General features: G+C 76.7%; 1 protein-coding gene. It reads right to left on the reverse strand.

Annotation, left to right across the window (positions count from 1 at the left end; genetic code table 11):
- On the reverse strand, positions 1–1,364 hold a 1,364-nt coding region (locus ACFU6K_RS39095; RefSeq protein ID WP_380671450.1), incomplete at both ends, for a condensation domain-containing protein.

Below are 1,364 nucleotides of genomic sequence, written 5' to 3' on the forward strand. Positions count from 1 at the left end.
GACCTCCCCGACCTCCCCGGCTTCCCCGACCTCCCCGACCTCCCCGGCTTCCCCGGCTTCCCCGACCTCCCCGGCTTCCCCGACCTCCCCGACCTCCCCGGCTTCCCCCACGGTGGCATCCCCGACGACGGGTTCCGCCGCACCGGGCTCCGCCGCGACGGAGGACGAGACCGCCGCCCAGGCGTAGAAGTCCGCCGTCGGCGGCAGGTCGACCGGCTTCCGGTCGAGCACCGCCCGGTACGCGTGCGCCAGGTCGTCCAGCAGGATCCGCCAGGACAGCCCGTCGACGACCAGGTGGTGCGCGATCAGCGCGAGCCGGTCGTCGGTGCCGGGCGGGCCGGTGAACAGGTGGGCTCGCAGCAGCCGGCCGGCCGACGGGTCGAGGCTGCGGTGGAGCTCGGTGCAGACCCCGGCGACGGTGTCGGCGATCTCCCCGGCCGCGCGCGGGATCCGGGAGAAGGAGACCGGGTCGAGGTCGGCCACCGCCCGGACCTCGCCGCAGCCGTCCGGGGTGACCGGCCGGCGCAGCGCCGGGTGCCGTTCCAGGACGGCCGCGACGGCCGCCGAGAGCGCCTCCGGGTCGACGGCGGTGCGACAGCGCAGCAGCACCGACTGGTTCCAGTGCCGCAGGTCCCGTACCGTCCGCTGCCGGTACAACCACCGTTGGGCCGGGGCGAGTTCGAGGCCGCTCGTGGAACCGCGCGGGGCCGGGACGGACGGCGCGACCGGGACGGCGACCGCCGCCAGGCCCTCCGCCGTCGGGTGCCGGTAGAAGTCCTCGTAGGCAACCCGCAGGCCGGAGCGCCGCAGGAAGGCGATGGTGCGCATGGCGAGGATGGAGTCCCCGCCGAGGCCGAGCACGTCGGCGCGCGGCCCGACGGCGGGCAGGCCGAGGGCGCCCGCCCAGAACCGGGCGATCTCCCCGGCCGGACCGCTCCCCGCGCCGCCGGTCACCCCGGTGTCGTCCGATGCGGTGTCGTCCGAACCGGCCCGGGCCTCGACCAGTTCGGCCGCCAGCTCGGCCAGCCGCTGCCGGTCGAGCTTGCCGTTCGGTCCGACCGGGAACTCCGGCAGCACCAGGATCGGCTGCGGCACGGAGTAGCCGGGCAGCCGGTCCCGCAGGTGCGCCCGCAGCCCGTCCAGACTCCCAGCCCCGTCCGGGCCGCCCGACAGCCGTACGACACCGATCAGTTGGTTGCCGAGCGCGGTCTCCCGCAGCAGCGCCGCCGAGCGGGCGACGCCCGGGTGGCCGTCCATCGCCCGCTCGACCTCGGCGAGGTCGACCCGGTAGCCGCGGACCTTCACCTGGCGGTCCACCCGGCCCAGGAAGACCAGGCTGCCGTCGGCCCGCCGTCGGCACAGGT

It is taken from the genome of Kitasatospora sp. NPDC057512, from assembly GCF_042802135.1.
Lineage (GTDB): Bacteria > Actinomycetota > Actinomycetes > Streptomycetales > Streptomycetaceae > Kitasatospora.